Annotated in this window: 16 protein-coding genes; 11 read left to right on the top strand and 5 right to left on the bottom strand. The window is 70.9% G+C overall.

Translation table 11 applies throughout. The annotated features are described in order from the left end of the window. Nucleotides 1-91 precede the first annotated feature (91 nt). From WMF26_RS07475 to WMF26_RS07440, 8 genes are all read left to right on the top strand, one after another. The gene (locus WMF26_RS07475) at nucleotides 92-1,798 is read left to right on the top strand and encodes a DUF1592 domain-containing protein (RefSeq protein WP_437336495.1); all 1,707 of its coding nucleotides are present in this window, start codon (nucleotides 92-94) and stop codon (nucleotides 1,796-1,798) included. After that, the gene (locus tag WMF26_RS07470) at nucleotides 1,798-3,183 is read left to right on the top strand and encodes a DUF1552 domain-containing protein (protein ID WP_437999754.1); all 1,386 of its coding nucleotides are present in this window, start codon (nucleotides 1,798-1,800) and stop codon (nucleotides 3,181-3,183) included. The genes WMF26_RS07475 and WMF26_RS07470 overlap by 1 nt, the downstream gene beginning before the upstream one ends. 185 nt (nucleotides 3,184-3,368) lie before the next feature. Further along, the gene (locus tag WMF26_RS07465) at nucleotides 3,369-5,003 is read left to right on the top strand and encodes a hypothetical protein (RefSeq protein ID WP_437999753.1); all 1,635 of its coding nucleotides are present in this window, start codon (nucleotides 3,369-3,371) and stop codon (nucleotides 5,001-5,003) included. Nucleotides 5,004-5,110: 107 nt separating this feature from the next. After that, complete coding sequence (locus WMF26_RS07460; protein ID WP_437945413.1) at nucleotides 5,111-5,716, top strand: hypothetical protein; 606 nt, start codon at nucleotides 5,111-5,113, stop codon at nucleotides 5,714-5,716. 222 nt (nucleotides 5,717-5,938) lie between these two features. Further along, complete coding sequence (locus WMF26_RS07455) at nucleotides 5,939-7,189, top strand: flavin-dependent oxidoreductase (RefSeq protein ID WP_437999752.1); 1,251 nt, start codon at nucleotides 5,939-5,941, stop codon at nucleotides 7,187-7,189. Between the two features lie 223 nt (nucleotides 7,190-7,412). Beyond that, entirely contained in the window at nucleotides 7,413-7,748 is a 336-nt protein-coding gene (locus tag WMF26_RS07450) for a helix-turn-helix domain-containing protein (protein WP_437999751.1), read from the top strand. 522 nt (nucleotides 7,749-8,270) lie between these two features. After that, a complete protein-coding gene (locus tag WMF26_RS07445) occupies nucleotides 8,271-10,250 on the top strand; it encodes a thrombospondin type 3 repeat-containing protein (protein WP_437999750.1) in 1,980 nt (659 codons plus the stop codon). 150 nt (nucleotides 10,251-10,400) lie between these two features. Then, complete coding sequence (locus tag WMF26_RS07440) at nucleotides 10,401-11,804, top strand: thrombospondin type 3 repeat-containing protein (RefSeq protein ID WP_437999749.1); 1,404 nt, start codon at nucleotides 10,401-10,403, stop codon at nucleotides 11,802-11,804. Between the two features lie 279 nt (nucleotides 11,805-12,083). Here WMF26_RS07440 and WMF26_RS07435 read toward each other — a convergent pair whose 3' ends face one another. From WMF26_RS07435 to WMF26_RS07415, 5 genes are all read right to left on the bottom strand, one after another. Beyond that, complete coding sequence (locus tag WMF26_RS07435; protein ID WP_437999748.1) at nucleotides 12,084-12,695, bottom strand: HAD family hydrolase; 612 nt, start codon at nucleotides 12,693-12,695, stop codon at nucleotides 12,084-12,086. Between the two features lie 96 nt (nucleotides 12,696-12,791). Beyond that, the gene (locus tag WMF26_RS07430; RefSeq protein ID WP_061626808.1) at nucleotides 12,792-13,319 is read right to left on the bottom strand and encodes a hypothetical protein; all 528 of its coding nucleotides are present in this window, start codon (nucleotides 13,317-13,319) and stop codon (nucleotides 12,792-12,794) included. Nucleotides 13,320-13,475: 156 nt separating this feature from the next. Next, nucleotides 13,476-14,270, bottom strand: coding sequence for an alpha/beta fold hydrolase (locus tag WMF26_RS07425; RefSeq protein ID WP_437999747.1), 795 nt, complete (start codon nucleotides 14,268-14,270; stop codon nucleotides 13,476-13,478). 204 nt (nucleotides 14,271-14,474) lie between these two features. Next, nucleotides 14,475-15,158, bottom strand: coding sequence for a YqiA/YcfP family alpha/beta fold hydrolase (locus tag WMF26_RS07420; protein WP_437999746.1), 684 nt, complete (start codon nucleotides 15,156-15,158; stop codon nucleotides 14,475-14,477). Nucleotides 15,159-15,229: 71 nt separating this feature from the next. Then, entirely contained in the window at nucleotides 15,230-16,165 is a 936-nt protein-coding gene (locus WMF26_RS07415) for an NAD-dependent epimerase/dehydratase family protein (protein WP_437999745.1), read from the bottom strand. Nucleotides 16,166-16,529: 364 nt separating this feature from the next. Here WMF26_RS07415 and WMF26_RS07410 point away from each other — a divergent pair, with 364 nt between their 5' ends. The 3 genes from WMF26_RS07410 to WMF26_RS07400 all read left to right on the top strand — a co-directional run bounded on the left by WMF26_RS07410 (nucleotide 16,530) and on the right by WMF26_RS07400 (nucleotide 19,281). Further along, nucleotides 16,530-17,000, top strand: a complete 471-nt coding sequence (locus WMF26_RS07410; RefSeq protein WP_437999744.1) for an N-acetyltransferase family protein — start codon at nucleotides 16,530-16,532, stop codon at nucleotides 16,998-17,000. A gap of 186 nt (nucleotides 17,001-17,186) precedes the next feature. Continuing rightward, nucleotides 17,187-17,585 carry a PAS domain-containing protein gene (locus WMF26_RS07405; RefSeq protein ID WP_061626803.1) on the top strand — a complete coding sequence of 133 codons (399 nt, stop codon included), beginning with the start codon at nucleotides 17,187-17,189 and terminating at the stop codon, nucleotides 17,583-17,585. A gap of 409 nt (nucleotides 17,586-17,994) precedes the next feature. Continuing rightward, nucleotides 17,995-19,281, top strand: coding sequence for an MFS transporter (locus WMF26_RS07400; protein ID WP_437999743.1), 1,287 nt, complete (start codon nucleotides 17,995-17,997; stop codon nucleotides 19,279-19,281). Nucleotides 19,282-19,357: the final 76 nt, after the last annotated feature.

The raw sequence follows: 19,357 nt of genomic DNA, 5'->3' as shown, positions 1-19,357 counted from the left end.
AGGCTCCCTGGAAGATGGCGAGAGGGCGCGCGCGGCACGGCGGCGCGCGATCCCGCCGTCGGCTCCTCTCCGCGCTCGCTGACGAGGCATCATGGCTGAACCACGAAGTCTCCGCTGGCCCATCGGCCTGCTCCTCCTCGCCTCCTGCACCGGTCAGTACGGCGATTTGCCCGCGCACGACGGCGACGGCGAGGCGACGGCCCCGCTGTGCACCGCGATCGAGCCCGGCGAGTCGCCGCTCCGGCGGATGACCCGCGCGGAGTACGACAACACGATCTTCGATCTCCTCGGCGACGACAGCCGCCCTGCGAGGGACTTCGTGCCTGAAGAGGAGTCGCTCGGCTTCAACAACCAGGCGGCGGCGCTCGTGGTGAGCCCGCTGCTCGCCGAGCAGTACATGACGGCGGCCGAGGGCGTCGCGGCCCGCGCGGTGGGCAAGCTCGTCCGCGAGGCGCCCGCGTGCCTCGAGGCCGCGGCGGGCGAGGCGTGCCGCGGCGAGGTCGCGGCGCTCGTCGCGTCCTTCGGCAAGCGGGCGTTCCGGCGGCCCCTCGCCGACGACGAGATCGCCGACTTCGTCGCGCTCTTCCGGCGCGGCATCGCCCTCGGGGACACGCCCGACGACGCGTCGACCGGCCTCGCGCTGGTCCTCCAGGCGATGCTGCAGTCGCCGCACTTCCTCTACCGGGTCGAGCTCGGCATGCCGGATCCGGTGGAGGACGACGTCGTGCCGCTCACGTCCTACGAGATCGCCTCGCGGCTCTCCTACCTGCTCTGGGGCACGATGCCCGACGGCGCGCTCTTCGCCGCCGCCGAGCGGGGGGCGCTCGGCACCGCCGCGGAGATCGAGGCGCAGGCGCGGCGCATGCTGGAGGACCCGCGGGCGCGCGAGGCCGTGAAGAGCTTCCACCGCCAGTGGCTCGGGCTCGCCAAGATCGACGAGATCGCCGCGGGCGGGAAGGATCCGAAGCTCTACCCCGAGTACAAGGACGAGCTCTTGCCGCTCTTCCAGGCCGAGACCGAGGCGTTCCTGGACCACGCGATCTTCGAGCAGGACGCGAGCGTGAGCGCGCTGTTCACGGCGCCGTACTCGATGATGAACCGGGAGCTCGCCGCGTTCTACGGCGTCGAGGGCGGCCCGAAGGGCGACGCGTTCGAGCGGGTCGAGCTCGATCCGTCGCAGCGCGCCGGCTTCGTGACGCACGCCGGGCTGCTCGCGCTCTACGCGAAGCCGAACCGGTCCTCGCCGGTCCACCGCGGCCGGTTCGTGCGCCAGAGCCTGCTCTGCCAGATCCCGCCGCCGCCGCCGGACGTGGTGCCGGAGCCGCCGATGGTGGACGCGACGAAGACGACCCGCGAGCAGTTCGCCCAGCACGTCTCGGATCCGGGGTGCAAGAGCTGCCACACGCTGCTCGACCCGATCGGGTTCGGCTTCGAGCACTACGACGCGCTCGGCCGCTGGCGCGACGCCGAGAACGGCATCCCCGTCGACGCGAGCGGCGAGCTCACGCAGACCGACATCGACGGCCCGTTCGACGGGGCGGTCGAGCTCGCGCACCGGCTCGCAGAGAGCGAGCAGGTGCGCGCGTGCGTGGTGAAGCAGTGGTTCCGCTTCGGCTACGGCCGCGCCGAGCAGAGCGAGGACAGCTGCAGCCTCGCGCAGGCGACGCAGGCGTTCGAGGCGTCCGGGTACAACATCCGGGCGCTGCTCGTGGCGCTCACCCAGACCGACGCGTTCCGCTACCGGCGCATGATCCGCGCAGCAGGCGCCGCAGAGGGCGGCGCAGAAGGAGAGCCGTGATGAAGCCGTTCCGACTCAGCCGCCGCGCCGTGCTCCGGGGCCTCGGCGGCGCGGCGCTCGCGCTGCCGTTCCTCGAGGTGATGGGCTGCTCGAAGCGGCTCGCCCCCGCGTCGGAGCAGACCGGGCGGGCCGCGTTCGGGGCCGAGTTCCCGAAGCGCTTCGTCGTCATCTACACGCCGAACGGCACCGTCCCGCCGGACTTCTGGCCGACGTCGTCGCAGCTCAAGAACGGCGAGGAGCTGTCGCCCATCCTGGCGCCGCTCAAGGACCACAACGAGGATCTGCTGGTCCTCGGCAACGTGAGCGCGCTGTCGGCGCTCGTGGGGCCGGGCGACGCGCACCAGAAGGGCACGGGGCAGTGCCTGACCGCGCGCCCGATGCAGGAGGGCGATTTCCCGGGCGACGCCGGGCTGTCGTGCGGCTGGGCCGACGGCATCTCGGTCGACCAGGAGATCGCGAACCACATCGGCACGAGGACCAAGTTCCTGTCGCTGGAGCTCGGCGTGCTCGTCTACGGCGCGAACGTGGGCGCGCGCATCGCCTACCGCGGCCCGGCGCAGCCGCTGCCGCCGGAGAACAGCCCTTACGCCGCGTTCGACCGCCTCTTCTCCGATCTGGCGGTCACGCCCGAGACGGCGACCCAGAAGACCGAGCAGCGCAGGGCGGTGCTCGACAAGGTGGCCGCCGACTACAAGCGGCTGCAGCGGCGCCTCGGCGCGGCGGATCAGGAGAAGCTCGCCGGGCACCTCGCGTCGGTGGAGGACATCGCGTCGCGCCTCGACCGCGGCGTGGCGCCGACCTCCGCGGCGTGCGCGCAGCCGGAGCTGACGCCGGACGTCGACCCGGACAAGGTCGCGAGCATGCCCGAGGTCACGAGGCTCCAGCTCGATCTCATGGCGATGGCCCTCGCCTGCGATCTGACGCGCGTGGCGAGCCTCCAGTTCACGAACTCCGCGACGACGAAGGTGCTGAGCTTCCTCGGCCCGGACATCAGCGAGGGCCACCACCCGATGGCGCACAACGGCTACGCCGACCCGGTGAACCGCCAGCGCCTCACGAAGATCAGCCGCTTCTACGCCGAGCAGCTCGCGTACCTCATCGCGAAGCTGAAGAGCATGCCGGAAGGGAACGGCTCGGTCTTCGACAACACGGTGATCTTCTGGACGAACGAGCACGCCGACGGCAATCACCTGCGCCAGAACATCCCTTATGTGCTCGCCGGGAGCGCGGCCGGTCATTTCAAGACGGGCCGCTTCGTCTCCCAGGCGAAGCAGGTCGGGCACAACGACCTGCTCGTGTCGCTGCTCCAGGCGATGGGCGTCGACGCCGAGTCGTTCGGCGACCCGAACTACTGCACCGGGCCCCTGAAGGGGCTGACCAGCTGAGGGGCAGAGGCGACGGCGCGCGGAGGGCGCGCGATCCAGGCCCGATCTCCCCGGGTCGGTGCGCAGGGACGTCCTGACGGCACGCCGCGAAGCAGGAAGCGGTACGGCGTACGCGCTCGCGCCGCGCGAGGGCTGCTGATATTCGTGGAGGGCTCCCCACCGCGCCGCTCGAAGGAGGCCTCACCTTGTATTGGTCGACACGCACCGGCCGGAAATCCCGGTGGTCGCTCTTCGAGAGCTCCGGGCGTGAAGCGAGCTTCGGGGACTGGTTCGCCGTGTGCTGCGTGCTCGGCTTTCTCGTGCCCGTCGGGGCCGGCCTGGGTTTCGGCTGGTGGGGTGTCCAGGCGATGGCTGCGGCGGTGGATCCCCGCGACCCGGTCCACGCGCTCCGGCGAATCACGCCGGAAGGCGACGGCCATCCGGATCGGGTCTATCTCTCCGGGACGATCGCCAGCGGCGCGGCGGATCCGTTCGCGCTCTGCCTCGCCGTCCGTGAGCGCCCCGACACGCGGGGGAGCCTCGTCGAGGACTACCGCGGGACGGCCAACGCTGGGGCATCGCTCGTCGCCCATGGCCGCGCCACGCGGATCCTCGGGCCAGTCACCTTCGATCCGATGCACCTGCAGCGCACGCCCGATGCCCCACGTCTGCGGGAGATGCTTTGCGAGATGCCCAGAGGCGGCCGCGTGCTCGCTCAGTGCGTCTCCGCCGGAGATCTCGTCTTCGCGGAGGGGTGCATCGAGGCGTTGCCCGACGGAACAGAGGCCCTGAAGGGATGCGGCGGCGAGCCGGTGATCCTGACGCCGGGGGACGGTACGCCGGCGCCGCGCATCGAGCATAGGATCTTCCATCTCGCTGGGCGCATCTTCGGCTTCTGCGCGGCATGCATCCTGCTGCTCGCCTATGGATGGCGCGTGGTGAGGGCGAGCCCGCTCTTGAAGGCGATGGCGGGCTACGCTGGTCACCGATCGAGCAGCCGCCCCTGGGCCCTTGTCGGGCCTGACCTGCTCGGCGCAACGTCGCTGGGCGTCGGGGTCGTCTGGATGCTCGGTGAGGTCATCGATGGGTCCATGGCCCTTCGACATGGCCTCGTCTGCTCCGCCGTGCTCGCGACCGTCGCCGTCTTCATCGCCTCGGCGAGCGAGCGGCGCCGCGCGCTCCGCGCCGCGGACGCGCTGCTGTCGTCGTCCGCGCGAGCTCCGCTGGTTCAGGCGACCGGCGGCGTCATCTCGCTGGACGTCAACGTCAGAAGCGATCACGCGGTCGAAGCAGGGCTGCTCACCGGCGAGCCGCGCGCCTTCTCGCAGGTCAAGGTCTGCGAGGTCGCTCGATCGAGGACGCGCGCCGGCGCTCGCCTGGAGTGGAGCCAAGCGACGCCGCGCACCGTCGCCTTCGAGCACGCGTCGGGCGAGGGGACGCTGGAGATGGCGGGAGCGGAGGTGGATCTGCGCGCGCTGCGCGGCATCAAACCGGGCAGGGACGCGCACCGGTCCGGTTGGTCTCGATGTTTCCCGTCCGTCGACCCATCGTCCCGTTACGAGGTCGAGGAGAGCTACATGGAACCGGGAGAGCCGCTCTTCGTCGTCGGCGCGGTGAAGAAGACGGTTCCTTCGGCGCAGGGGGCTGGCTACCGGAAGCACGCCGTTGCTCCCGTCATCGGCCAGGGTGAGGGCGCGCCGCTCCTCGTGTTTGCCGGTACCGGAGCCGACCTGCGCCGCGAGCTGCGCCTGGAAGCGCGGTACCTGAAGGCCGCGATGGCCGTCGCGCTCGTCGCGGGGCTCATTGCCGCTTCGCAGATGTGCTGGCTCGTGCTGCCATGACGGAAGAACCACCCCGCTCCCCTCGGGCGAAGAGGACCCAGGCGGCGGAGCGTCCACTCGCAGACGCTGTTCCCCCAGCGCTCGCCGGATGGCGATACGATGCGGCGATGACGCTCTCACCTCGACACATTTCCTGGGCGATAGGGACGGTCGCGCTGCTCGTTCACGCCGGGTGCGGCGGCGCGGTGATCATGGACGGCGGCGGAGACGGCGCTGGCGGAGCCGGCGGCGCGGGCTCGACGACGACCGCCTCCGTCGGCCCTTCGCCGACCCCCCATCCGCCGACGCCCGATCCTCCGCCGACGACCTCCGGCAGCCCGGCGCCGGGGGTGAGCGCGATCGTCTACGGCGACGCGACCGTGACCATCCGCATCGCCACCCTCGCCCTGTCTTGCAGCGATCCCGACGCGCGCCCCACGTTCTCGCCCTGCAGCGACTGGTGGAACCTGGAGCTCAGCATGCCCGCGTCGATGCTCGCCGTGGGCGAGGTGGATACGGCGAGCGGCGATTTCACGATCTACGGGATGTCGTCTCGCGCGGATTGCAGCAGCACCGGGGCCGCCACCGGCGGCGGCGACGGGGGCTTCGGCAGGCTCACCATCACGGCGATCGAGCCGACGTCGGTCACCTTCGAGCTCGACGGCGCGGGCGCGCTGCTCCTCGACCAGGACCCGAACGGCCGGTACGTCGCGGCCCGCTGCCCCGCGCGCTAGCGGACGCCAGGACTGCGTCGGCGCGAGCAAGCGCGGCGCGCAACGCCGTCCCGATCACCGGGGGCACGGTCGCCGGTGGAACGCTCGTCAGCGGGCCGTCGGGTTCGGTGCTCCCCGGGGTGAGAGAACCACCAGCTCCTGGGATCGCGCCCGGAGCTGGACGCCGGGTGCGTGCTGTCCTCGAGCGACGGCATCGTGGTAAGAAATCCTACTGGAGGACATATGCAGGCGATCGTTGTGGGCGCTGGCATCGGCGGCCTGGCCGCGGCTCTGGCGCTGCACGCCTCGGGTCATGAGGTGACGGTGTTCGAGTCCACGCCCACCATCCTGCCGCTCGGGGTCGGCATCAACCTCCTGCCCAACGCCGTCGAGGTGCTGGGCGAGCTGGGCCTTGTCGAGGCCCTGTTGGCCCACGGGGTGGCGACCCGCGAGATGCTCTATTTCAACCGCTTCGGCCAGCGCATCTGGGGCGAACCGCGCGGCCGCTTCGCCGGGCATGCCGCGCCGCAGATCTCCCTGCACCGCGGCGCCCTGCAGGGCGCGCTGTTCGACGCCGTCGTCGAGCGGCTGGGCCCTGAGCGGGTGATCTGCGACCGGCGCTTCATGGACCACGAAGAGGGCGGAGGCCGCATCGTGGCGCGCTTCCTCGATCGCGCGGGTGCGGCGTGGGAGGTCCCCGCCGATCTCCTGATCTGCGCCGACGGCATCCACTCGGCGGCGCGCGCCCGCCTCTATCCGGACGAGGGGCCGCCGATCTACGGCGGTCACATCCTGTGGCGGGGGACCAGCCTGGCGGCGCCCTTCCTCACCGGCGCCAGCATGGTCATTGCCGGGCATCGGGACCAGAAGTTCGTCATCTATCCGATTTCCCCACCGGGGCCGGACGGCCGTCAGAGGATCAACTGGGCCGCCGATCTCGCGGTCGCGAAGAACCTGCGACGGGAGGACTGGAACCGGCCGGGCGACCCTGCCGAGTTCCTGCCCAGGTTCGAATCCTGGCGCTTCGACTGGCTCGATGTGCCCGGCCTGGTCCGGGACGCCGAGGCGATCTACGAGTTCCCGCTGGTCGACCGCGACCCGGTGCCGCGCTGGAGCCACGGGCGCATGACGCTGCTGGGCGACGCCGCCCATCCCATGTATCCGAACGGCTCCAACGGGGCGAGCCAGGCCATCCTGGACGCCCGCGCCCTGGTCCGCGCGCTCGCAGCCCACGCCGATCCGGTGGAGGCGCTGGCCGCCTACGAGGCCGAGCGCCTGCCCGCCACCGCCGCCATCGTCGCGGCCAATCGCCGCGACGGCCCGGAGCAGTGCCTGCAGATCGCCTATGAACGCGCGCCCGACGGCTTCGACCGGATCGAGGACGTCTTCGCCCCCGGCGAGCTGGAGGACATCGCCGCCCGCTACAGGGTGCTCACCGGCCTGAAGCGCGCCTCGGAGCCGCTCACGCGCAAGCCCGTGCCCAACGACACCTGAAGCGCCGTCCGTGCGCAGCACCAGCGCTTGCGCGAGGGCACGGCAACGACATCCCGAGCGATGGAGATGCCACACTCGACCGTGGACGAGCCCGCGTGTCGTGTGACTCGCCCCACCTCGCGACGTCCGAGCGAAACGCCCAGCGGATCTACCTGGCTGGCTCACAATTTACATCCTCCAAAGGGTGTGATCCCTTCTCCTCGTCCGCAAGGCTGAAGAGTACATGGCCGCGCACGCTGCGGAGCCCATCACGCTGGCCGACATCGTCGCCGCGGCGGGCGTGCCGGAGCGGTCCCTGCGAGCAGCCTTCGTGGCGAGCCGGGGAATGCCGCCGATGGATTTCCTGCGGCGCCGTCGGTTCGAGCTCGCGCGCCGCCGGCTGGCCGAGCCCTCGGCCGGCACGTCGGTCGCGGGCGTCGTGGCCGCGCTCGGGCTCGGCAACCCGGGGCGGTTCAGCGTCGACTACAAGCGCCGGTTCGGCGAGAGCCCCTCCGAGACGCTGTCGGCGGGGCGCGCGGCCGCGGGCCTGCCGCGCCTCCGGCCGCGGCGCCGACCCTGAACATCACGAGCGCTGGCCCCCCCCACGAGCAACGACTCCAGCGACAACGCCGCCCCGGGCCAACCGCCCGCAGCTCACCATGGCGTACCCGTCGTCGGGCTCGACCTCAACGTATCGCGCAGATCGCCATCGCTCGTGTGCGCGAACGATGGTGCCTGTCCAGAAACGGCAGCGAACTGTCCACGAACGGCAAGACAAGCGCGCGGCCGAGCTCGTCGCTGTTGCATCCTCGCCTGAACCTATGGTGGAACATCGCTCCGTCATCGAACTCGGCAGGGTCGCCGCGGTCGGTCACGGCGGTGCGTCGTGGTCTCCGCAGGTGAGGCATTCAGGCAGCAGAAGGCGGCGCGCGACTGGACCTGGGCGACGGGAACCCGCGGCGCGCACACACCGAATGCCATGCAGGGGCCTGCGTCAACATCCCCTCCGAAAGCGCCGATTCGACGCTGGCCTCGAGCTTGCACAGGCCGACCCGACCCTTCGCCAGGCAGCGCAAGCACAACCTTGAAAGGATGACCCCCCATGCGGTCTCTTGCAGGCTCACTTCTCCACTCTCTGACGATCCCGGCGCTCTCCACCCTGCTGCTCGCGGGCTGCACCAGCGCCGGCCCCTCCGCGGCCGACGGCGACGAAAGCGGGGAGGCCGTGGGCGAGGCCCATGACGCGCTCACCCCGGCGGCGCACGCCGCGGCGGAGAAGCTGCTGCTGATGGAGGTCGTCGTCTCCCCGACACAGGCCGAGTCCGTCGCGATCCGGAACCCCGGAAGCACGCCGATCGTCCTGACCGATTATTACCTCGCCGATTACAATACCTATTACGACGTGGTCATCGCCGGGGCCCCCGCCGTCACCAGCGACTTCATCGTGCGATTCCCCGCCGGTGCTGTCATCCAGCCGGGTGAGACCCAGTACGTGGCGATCGCCGGCGGCGAGTGCTTCAGGACCTCCTGCGGCGCGACGAGCGCGTTCACCGGCTACGGCATCTATCCCACGTACGAGATCGCGACGGGCGCCGCGGCCACGACGAGCCCCGATGTCCCTGACATGCTCGTGCCGGTCATGAACGGGGTCGGCGCCGCGTGGGGGTTCACCAATGGGAGCGAGCCGGTCATTCTGTTTCACTGGGATGGCATGACGAACCTCGTGACCGACGTCGATTACGTGTTTTATGGAGCGGCGGGGCCCCAAGCCCCGGTGAACAAGACGGGCGTCACGGTCAACGGCTCGACGTACCTGCCGGATACGGCGGACAACCCCGCGCTGCACGCACCCCTGTCGACGGGTACGACGACGATCAACACGTGCCGCGTGGACCTCGCGGAGACCGGCCAGGTCATGACGGGCAGCAACGGCGTCAGCGGCCGCGACGAGACCAGCGAGCCCTGGTCGACGACCTGGACCGCGTGCGCCGTGCCGAGCGCCGCCGACATCGATCTCGACACGGTCCTCAACAGCTTGGATAACTGCCTCACGGTGTCCAACACCGCGCAGACCGACACCGACGCCGACGGCGTCGGGGACGCCTGCGACAACTGCCCGACCGTGCCGAACCCCGACCAGGCCGACTCCAATGGCACGTCCACGACGCTCGCGCCCTGCACGGCGGCCGAGCCCGACCTGACTGCAGCGCTCACGGACTCGGCCGATCCCGCCTCGCTCGGGGACAGCTACAGCTACACGCTTACCATCGACAACGTCGGCACGGCCGATGCGACGAACGTCGGTGCCAGCACGACGCTCTCCGGCGCGACGGGTACCGTGACTGCTGCCGTTGCATCCCAGGGCTCGTGCACGGTGACGGGTGCCACCATCGACTGTGCGCTGGGTACGCTCTCTGCCTCGGGACAGGCCACGGTCATTATCACGGTGGAGCCTGGTGCCACCGGTATCATCACCGCAAGCAGCACGGTGAGCGCCACCGAAAATGATCCGGATCCCGGGGACGATTCCGACAGCGAGTCGACGACCATCAATAATGCGCATGGGTGCACCATCGTCGGAACCAGCGGCAACGACACGCTCAACGGCACCAGCTCGAATGACGTGATTTGCGGCCTGGGCGGCAACGACACCATCAAAGGCAACAACGGCAGCGACACCCTGTACGGGGGCTCGGGCAACGACGTGCTTGATGGCGGCAACGGTGACGACGAGCTGCACGGCGGGGACGGCGACGATACGCTGGGCGGCGGTAACGGCCAGGACACGCTGTATGGAGAAGCGGGGAACGATTCGAACTATGGAGAAACGTTCCTGGGCAGCCTGCTGTACCTGTTCGACAACGGCAACGACACCATCTACGGCGGGCCCGGCAACGACAACCTCGACGGTCAGAAAGGAGACGACACGCTGATCGATCACGAGGGTACGGACATCATGTCCGGCGGCCTCGGCAACGATACGATCGACGTGGCGGATGGTCAGGGTGGCGATACGGCAAACGGCGATCTCGGATTCGACACGTGCATCACCGACGGGGGCGACACGGCCACGGGCTGCTGAGCGCGTGACGTGGGCGCAACGCCTAGCCGGATACGAGCGGCGCCATCCTCGGCTGTTTCCAGGTCCTGGCCCTGAATCGGTGTGACGGTCTTCGGACTGACGCCACCCTGTGCCTTCCACTCTCTCCGGATTCAATGTAGGGTACGCCCCATGAAGAGCCTCGCCTCGATTCTCTCCTTCTCCACGATGGTCTTGCTTCCAGCGGCGGCGCACGCCGCGGCGGAGAAGCTCCTGCTGATGGAGGTCGTCGTCTCCCCGACACAGGCCGAGTCCGTCGCGATCCGGAACGCCGGAGACACGCCGGTCGTCCTGACCGATTATTACCTCGCCGATTACAATACCTATTACGACGTGGTCATCGCCGGGGCCCCCGCCGTCACCAGCGACTTCATCGTGCGATTCCCCGCCGGTGCTGTCATCCAGCCGGGCGAGACCCAGTACGTGGCGATCGCCGGCGGCGAGTGCTTCAGGACCTCCTGCGGCGCGACGAGCGCGTTCACCGGCTACGGGATCTATCCCACGTACGAGATCGCGACGGGCGCCGCGACCGCGACGAGCCCCGATGTCCCTGACATGCTCGTGCCGGTCATGAACGGCGTCGGCGCCGCGTGGGGGTTCACCAATGGGAGCGAGCCGGTCGTTATGTTTCACTGGGATGGCATGACGAGCCTCGTGACCGACGTCGATTACGTGTTTTATGGAGCGGCGGGGCCCCAAGCCCCGGTGAACAAGACGGGCGTCACGGTCAACGGCTCGACGTACCTGCCGGATACGGCGGACAACCCCGCGCTGCACGCACCCCTGTCGACGGGTACGACGACGATCAACACGTGTCGCGTGGACCTCGCGGAGACCGGCCAGGTCATGATGGGCAGCAACGGCGTCAGCGGCCGCGACGAGACCAGCGAGCCCTGGTCGACGACCTGGACCGCGTGCGCCGTGCCCAGCGCCGCCGATGTCGACCTCGACACGGTCCTCAACAGCTTGGATAACTGCCTCACGGTGTCCAACACCGCGCAGACCGACACCGACGCCGACGGCGTCGGGGACGCCTGCGACAACTGCCCGACCGTGCCGAACCCCGACCAGGCCGACTCCAGTGGCAATGGCATCGGCGACGCCTGCGACGCGTCCGGCGCGGGCGGCGCGGGTGGAATGGGCGGTGGTATGGGTGTCGGCGGCGCCGGCGGCGATGGCGCCGGCGGCGATGGCACCGGCGGCAATGGCACCGGCGGCGATGGCACCGGCGGCATGGGCGTCGGCGGCGCCGGCGGCAATGACACCGGCGGCATGGGCGTCGGCGGCACCGGCGGCAATGACTCCGGCGGCGCCGGCGGCATGGGCGTCGGCGGTATGGGCACCGGCGGCGACACGACATCCACGACCACGGCTGCCACGACCGGCACCGGCGGCGCGGGCGGCAGCGACGATGACGGCGGCTGCGGCTGCCGCGTGACCGGCGAAGAGTCGCCGCGGGGCGCGTCCTACGCTTCGCTCTTCACGATCGCGGCGGCAGCGCTCGGGGTGCGGCGCCGGCGCTCGCGATCCCGGTAGACCGACAGCCGCGAGGAGCCCCGGCGGCACCGCTCCAAGCTCCTCGACAGCGCGCAAGCCGCCGCGCTCATCGCGCCGATCTGCGGTCCGCCGCCCGAGCGACGAGCGTGGTGGATCACCGCCCTGCTCGCTGACGAGGCCGAGCGGCGAAAGACCGTTCGCTCGGTCAGCCGAGAGACCCTACGAAGGACCCTCGCCGACCAGGACATCGAGCGCTGGCGGGATTTCTGACCCGAGTTGCTACCGACCGAGAGCCCCGTCTCCCAGCGCGCGCATGGATCAAGGATCCGACCGCCCGGCGCGGAGCGCCCGGGGATCGACGAGGACCCACTGCATGCCCGCGGCCCGCGCGGACTCGATCCCGAGCACCGCGTCCTCGAAGACCAGGCAACGCGACGGCTCGACGCCGAGGCGCGTCGCCGCCGTGAGGAACGGCTCGGGCGCCGGCTTGGGCCGCGCATAGTCCTCCGCCGCGACGATCTCGTCGACGTAGCCGCGGAGCCCCAGGAACGCGAGCGTCTTCTCCACCGACACGCGCGGGCTCCCCGAGACGACGGCGCGCTTCGTGCGCGGGGGAGCGTCGCGGAGCGCGGTCACGACCTCGGGCACGCCGCGCACGGCCGGCAGCAGCCGGTGGTACGCCGCTTCCTTCGCCTCGAAGACCTCGGCCACCGGCATCCGTAGCCCGTACTTGTGGTTCAGGAGCTCGACGATCCGCTCGGTCGTCATACCCGCCCAGCCGTAGAAGTCCTCGTCGGTGAACTCGCATCCATGCGGGGCGAGCGCCTCGAGCCAAGCCTGATGGTGAATCGGCATCGAGTCCGCGATCGTCCCATCGCAATCGAAGAGGTAGGCAGCGAACGACCCGGAGGGGAACACGAGCCCAGGCATGGGTCGGCACCCTAGCTCATCAACCTTCTTCCTGCTACTGCCATGAGGACGGATCCGACGGCGTTCTTTCTACGGTCCGCCTGACCAAACCCTGGTTCAGCTGAAGCGCGCCCGGATCGGCGCGGGGCTCTCGCAGATCGGGCACGCGTCCGCGCGCTCGGCGATCTTGCCGCAGTCCTTGCAGTCGACGCGATAGCCGTGGAACCCGGGGTCGTGCAGCTCGACGCTCGTCTGTGCCTTGTCCGCGCGCTTCCCCTCGTACTTCACGCGCGCCGGCACGAGCGCGATGAAGCGCACCTCGATGTGCTCGCAGCGCGGGCACCGCTCCGGCACGGCGTACGCGTTGGTCGTCGTGAGCCCGCGCGCGAGGCCGCCTTCGGCGTGGCACCGCGGGCAGCGGTCGTCCGTGAACAGGAGGTGCCGGCACGCGCCGCACGCGATCTCGTACAGCCCGTCGACGAACATCTCCCCCTTGTAGACCCACTTGACCGGGCCGACGGGCTCGCCCTCCATGAGCGGCACGAGCCCGTCGACATACGAGCGCAGGTTGAGCTGCCGTCCCCCGCACGCGGGACACCCCGCCTCGACCATCTCGGCAAACGCGCGCTCGGAGATCCTGCTCATATGGGCCCCCTTCTAGCACGCCTCGGCGGCGCGCGACCCCGGGGAACGCGTGGCGCCTCGGAGGCGCTCTCCCGGCCGCGTCACGGGCGGCGACCCCCGCCGGCGAGGCCGCGCGGGCGCCGCCGGCGCTCTCGAATTCCCTGGCTCGCCGTGGCGCTACGGCCGGACGGCCGCCTGCTCGCCCGGCTCGCCGCGCAGGAAGGCGAGCGCCGCGCGGGCGAACGGCTCCTTCCATTCGCCGAAGATGGGCCCGTGTCCGCCGTTCGGCACGACCCACAGGCAGGAGCGCGGGATGGCGCGGAACATCTCCAGGGCGATCTCGGCGGGATAGAGGGGATCGCTGTCGCCGCTCACGATCATCGTCCGCGCGGCGATGGTCGACAGGTAAGGAGGCGTGAAATTCATGTCGTCGTAGCTCTCGGCGAAGCGCCTCGGCTGGCGCCACAGCGCCCGGATCTGCGCGTCGCCGAGCTTGTGGCGGCCCCTCATCTCCTCCCATTCCCCCTCCGATCGCCCCTCGTCGGAGACCTGCCGCATGATCGCCCTGGCCTGCTCGGGGAAGTACGGAGCCGCGGACACGAGCACCATCGACGCTACGCGTTCCGGCTGCTGCGTGGCCAGGTGCAGCAGGGATTTGGCGCCGAAGCTGAGGCCCACGGCCCGGAACGTCGTCACCCCGAGGTGGTCGAGGAGGGCGAAGACGTCGAGGGCGCACTGGCGGAGGGTCAGCGCGCCGTCCGGGTTTGTCGACCGGCCGTGCCCGCGCAGATCGGGGACGATGACGCGGTGATCGCGCCCCAGCTCGGCGAGGTCGAACACGTGGCCCCAGTCGCCGCCCACCCCGGTGAAGCCGTGGAGCAGCACGAGCGGCGGCCCCTCGCCGCGAAGCTCGTAGTACAGGTCGATGCCGTTGACGGACGCGGTCCGCCCGATGGCCTGCGCAGTCTCCATTCGCTCCTCCGATCGCTCGGCCGCGGCCAATCCGCAGCCGGATGCACCGGAGGGATAAGCGAAGCACGCCGCTCTTGATAGCTGTGCTCTTTGCGCATACAATGCGACTCGCCTGACGAGGGAACCGGCGGATCACGCGACGGCGCGATGCGCTGAGCAGACGTTCAGCTCTCGCGGGCACCTTGGCTGGGAGGAGCGCGCTCTTCAGCCCTCGAGGAAGCACCGCAGGAACTCGTCCGCCTCGCGGAGGATGCGCGGAATCGAGGCCACGAGCTCGTGGCCGTCGTCCACCTCGACGAGCCGGACATGCCGCTTCCCCGCCGCGAACGTCCGCGAGAGCTCGATGTCCACCACGTCGTCGTTCCGGCCGTGGACGATCAGCGTCGGGACCCGCACGTCGGGCCAGCCGCCCGAGCGGTCATCCACCTCGGCCGCGTCGAGGGCAAACCCATAATCCACCCGGGCGCGCCGCTTCTCGGCGTAATCGTCGACCTCGAGCCACCCCCGCTCCTCCCAGGCCCGATAGGCCTCCTCGCCGAGCCGCCGCCGCCATCGCTCCATGATCCGGAACGCCGGCGCGAGCAGCACCAGCGCGCACACCCGCGCGTCCTCCTCGGCGACGCGGCACGCGGTGAGGCCCCCGAGGCTCGATCCCATCACCACGGCCCGCTCGCGCGCTCCGCCGAGCGCCTGCTTCACGGCGTCGATCATCGCGCGGAGGCGCAACCGCTCGAGCGAGGGCACCCGCAGGTCGAGCCGCTCGAGGGCGACCCCGCGCCGCGCGTAGTGCGCGGCGATCTGGACGCCCTTGGTCGAGCTCGGGCCCGAGGCGAAGCCGTGCAGGTAAAGCCAGCGCGGGCCGACGGCGGAGGGCGGTGTCGTGCTCATCGAGGTGCGGAGAGCCTAGGACGGGCGCGCGGCGAGCGGCAAGCCGCGCCGCGCCCTCACGGGCGGGCGCGTCAGAGCCGCGGCAGGTCGAGCGCCCGGATGCCCTCGCGGATGCGAGGGTACTTGAGCTCGAACCCGAGGCGCTTCAGGCGCGTGTTCCTGTGGACCATGTTCGCGCTGAGCTGCCCGGAATAGAACGGCGGGAGGAGCTCCCGGAGCGCGTCCTCGGACAAAAGGCTCACCGTCGGCGGCTTTCCGATCGCCTCGCTCATGTAGTCGACGAAGCGGCTCATCGGGGCGGGCTCGTCGTCCGCCAGGATGACCTCGCGGCCGAGCGCGTCGAGCCGGGCGCCGTCGACCGCCATCAGGAACTCGAGCGCCCTCACGCAATCCTCGATGTGGAGGTAAGGCCAGATGGCGGGCGGATCGCGCAGGACGATCGGCTCGGCCGCCTGGATCGCCCGGAGGCAGTGCTCCACAAACCATGTACCGCGGCCATAGACGCCGCCCGGGAAGGCCGCGACCCAGTCGAGGTCCTGGCCGAGGCCCCGCAGCGCCTGGACCCCGAGCGCATAGGAGGCGCCAAGGCCGGTCGGCCGCCTCGTCGGCACGGTCTCGTCGAGCGAGCCGCCCTCCTCGGTCCGGCCGTAATACGAGGAGCCGAACACCACCAGGACCCGCCGCAGCCGGCGCGCGTCGAGCGCGCGGAGGAGGCAACGATCCATGGCCGAACGCTCCGACGGGCGGCTGCCGATCGACGGCTGAGCGCAGTGGACGACGTACGCCGCCCGGGCGGCCGCCTCCCGCCAGGCGGCGACCTCGTCGAGGAGATCGCCGAACACCGGCTCACCGCCCGCCGCCCTCACCCGCGCCGCCCCCTCCGCGCTCCGCACCAGCCCTCGCACCGGGCCCCAGGGGCTCCCGGGGCGCGTGAGGTGCTTGATGAGGTTCGAGCCGATAAAGCCGCTGCCGCCGCACACGAACACGCCGTCAGAGCCAGTGGTCATCTCTCCCCCTGAGATGCGGGGCGCCGGCGGGGCCCCGAGGCCCGGCGCGCTGCCCGTGTGATGCAAAATTACGCGGATCGCGGCGGTGGACGCAAGCCGCTCACACCGCGAGGATCGGTGAGGGAGGGGCGGAGAGAAAGGCGAGTGTTCTCCGGTTTATCCAACTCCCTTTCCCAACGTCGAAGCCGGCTCCCACGCCCGAAGCTCGTTATTTTCGTGCGATATCTGGCTACCGCCGCGCGCAACCGACGTACAACCGACGTACAACCGACGCACGATGGCAGCGACGGCCCGGCGACCCCATCGGCGCCGCGCAGCCCTTCCGCTCCGGCGGGGCGATGCGGTATGACGCGCCGGAGACGCCATGATCCGCCCCGCCACCGCCGCCGACGTACCCACCATCGCCCGCCTGATCCGGATGCTCGCCGAGTACGAGCGGCTCGCGCACGAGGTCGTCTTCGACGAGAAGGAGCTCGAGGCGCACCTCTTCGGCCCGAGGCCCGCGGCGGAGGTCGTCCTGGCCGAGGCGGAGGGGGTCGCGGTCGGCTTCGCCCTCTTCTTCCAGAGCTTCTCCACCTTCCTCGGCAAGCCGGGGATCTACCTCGAAGACCTCTTCGTGCTCCCCGAGCACCGCGGAGCAGGCCACGGCAAGGCCCTCCTCGTGCACCTGGCGAGGCTCGCGGTCGAGCGCGGCTGCGGGCGGTTCGAGTGGTCCGTGCTCGACTGGAACGAGCCCGCCATCGGCTTCTACCGGAAGCTCGGCGCCAGGCCCATGGACGACTGGACCGTCTACCGCCTCACGGGCGAGGCGCTCGCCCAGCTCGCCCAGGGCTGAAGAGCTCGCCGCCCGCCCAGCCCGCCGTGGCGCGGCGACGCTGGACCTCCACGGCCGACGCTCGACCGGGGCGCCCCCCCTCCCCGCCCGACGGAACGATGCGGTCGCGCCGGATGGGCGCGCTCTGCCGTCCCCCCTACGATGGCGAGCATCTGTCGGGGGCAGCGCACGTCGGGAGGTTGTCTGATGCAGTCGCAGGAGGAGTCCGCGTCCGGTGGTGAGTTCGAGTTCGACATCGGCGTGTTCAACCTGGATGAACGCGGCCTCGACGCGCAGCCCTTCGGGATCATCCGCCTGAATCGCGAGGGCACGGTGCTCTCCTACAACCTCTACGAGGAACGCCAGGCCCGCCGGAAGCGGCAGGATGTGGTCGGGAAGAACTTCTTCACCGACATCGCCCCCTGCAGCCGGGTCAAGAAGTTCCACGGCCGGTTCCTGGTCGGGGTGGAGCAGCGCGAGCTCAACGCCACCTTCGGCTTCGTGTTCCACTTCCCGCACAAGACACGGCACGTCGATGTCTCGCTGTTCTACAAGGCGGCCGCTCGCCAAGAGGGCGATACGGTCTGGGTCATCATCCGCGGTTGAGCGGCGCGGGCGCGGTTGAGCGGCGCGGGCGCGGTTGAGCGGCGCGGGCGCGGTTGAGCGGCGCGGGCGCGGTTGAGCGGCGCGGGCGCGGTTGAGCGGCGCGGGCGCGGTTGAGCGGCGCGGGCGCGGTTGAGCGGCGCGGGCCGGCGCGGCGCCGGGAGCTGCTCGCGGGGGCGCAGCGGAGCAGCAGCGGCTGCTGCCGGGGCAGCAGCGGCGGCGGAGCCTCGCGTCGATCGCGGCCTGATCGCGCGCACGGACCTCGAGACGCGCGCCGTGGCGCGGGTGTTGCTGGAGCGGCGCGTGCTGGTGTCGGTGGCGCGGCTCCCGGGCTCGGTCGCGACATGCGCTGTTGCTCATCGAGCGTGAGCGTGAGTCCCCACGGCCCATCGAGGGTCGCCGCAGGCGTCGAATGTCCTCCAACCAACTCACCGGGCTCGGCGTGCTGCGCCACCGGAGCTTCTCGTTCTACCTCGCGTCGAGGCTGCTCTCCGCGATCGCGGTGCAGATGCAGAGCGTCGCGATCGGCTGGCAGGTCTACGCGCTCACCGGCGACGTCTTCGATCTCGGCCTCATCGGCCTCGCCCAGTTCGCGCCGTTCTTCGCCCTGATCCTCGTCGCCGGGCAGGCGGCGGACCGGTTCGACCGGCGCCGCATCATCACGGTCGGCCTCGGGGTGGAGCTCCTCTGCTCCGTGCTGCTGCTCGCGTTCACGCTGTCGGGCCTCACGGTGGTGTGGCCCGTGTTCGCGGTGCTTGTGCTGTTCGGCAGCGCGCGCGCCTTCATGATGCCGGCGCAGCAGGCGATCCTGATGAACCTGGTGCCGGCCGACAGCTTCGGGAAGGCGGTCGCGATCAGCTCGTCGAGCTTCCATGTCGCGGTCATCGTCGGGCCGACGCTGGGCGGGCTCCTCTACCTCGCCGGGTCGACGATCGTGTACGCGATCGTGGCGGCGCTGCTCCTCGCCTCCCTCCTGCTCATGGGCCTCGCGCGCGCGACCCAGCAGGCCAGGCGGAGCGAGCCGGCGTCGCTCGGCGCGGTGCTGGAGGGGCTGCGCTTCGTGTGGTCGAGGCCGGCCGTGCTCGGCGCGATCTCGCTCGACCTGTTCGCCGTGCTGTTCGGCGGCGCGGTCGCGCTCCTGCCCGCGTACGCGCGCGACGTGCTCCACGCCGGGCCGACCGGCCTCGGCATGCTCCGCACCGCGCCGGCCGTCGGCGCCGCGCTCACCGCGGGCGTCCTCGCCTTCCGGCCGATCACGCGGCACGTCGGCCGCTGGATGTTCGGCGGCGTCGCGGTGTTCGGGCTCGCCACGATCGGCCTCGGGCAGACGCACAGCTTCCCCGCCGCGCTCGTCGCCCTGTTCCTCGTCGGCGCTGGCGACATGGTGAGCGTCTATATCCGCCACATCCTCGTGCAGTTCGAGACGCCGGACGCGATCCGCGGGCGGGTGAGCGCGGTCAACGCGGTGTTCATCGGCGCCTCGAACGAGCTCGGAGAGTTCGAGTCCGGCCTCACCGCCGGCTGGCTCGGCCTGCTCCCCGCCATCCTCCTCGGCGGCGGCGCCACCGTCGTGGTCGCCGCGCTGTGGGCCCTCGGCTTCCCCGTGCTGAGCCGCATGGACCGCTTCCCGCACGCGAAGCGGGATCCCGAGGAGAGCGAGGGCCAGGCCGGGGAGCCGGAGGCCGCCGCCGCGGCGTAGTCGTGGTCAAATTTGAACATGAAGGCGGGAAGGCGGGAAGAAACCCTCCATGATCTTCCCGCCTTCATGGGGACTC

The organism is Sorangium sp. So ce185 (genome assembly GCF_051526825.1).
Classification (GTDB): domain Bacteria; phylum Myxococcota_A; class Polyangia; order Polyangiales; family Polyangiaceae; genus Sorangium; species Sorangium cellulosum_D.
This window is presented reverse-complemented; position numbering and strand designations above follow the sequence as displayed.